A 228-nucleotide genomic window follows, 5' to 3' on the forward strand; every position below is an offset into this window, starting at 1 on the left:
GTTCCGTCAAGTGGACGAACTGGAGCGTGCTACAGTCGATCGCCTTCTGCCCGAAGGCCAACAAGGGCGTCGTCGCCTGCGGCGCCGGCAGCCAACTCACCTCGCTCGATCTCTTCTATCGCGACGGTTGGACGATCAGCGGCGGCGTTGGCCACAAGTTCAACGAACAATGGGCCGGCGCCCTCAGCCTGACCTGGGATCGAGGTACGAGCCAGGGCTACGGCGCCC

Annotated in this window: 1 pseudogene; it reads left to right on the plus strand. The window is 64.9% G+C overall.

The features are described from left to right. Positions 1 to 228 (plus strand): annotated as a pseudogene (locus tag EOD29_RS35725) (transporter); the annotation flags it as partial.

This window comes from Mesorhizobium sp. M1A.T.Ca.IN.004.03.1.1 (assembly GCF_003997555.1).
Classification (GTDB): domain Bacteria; phylum Pseudomonadota; class Alphaproteobacteria; order Rhizobiales; family Rhizobiaceae; genus Mesorhizobium.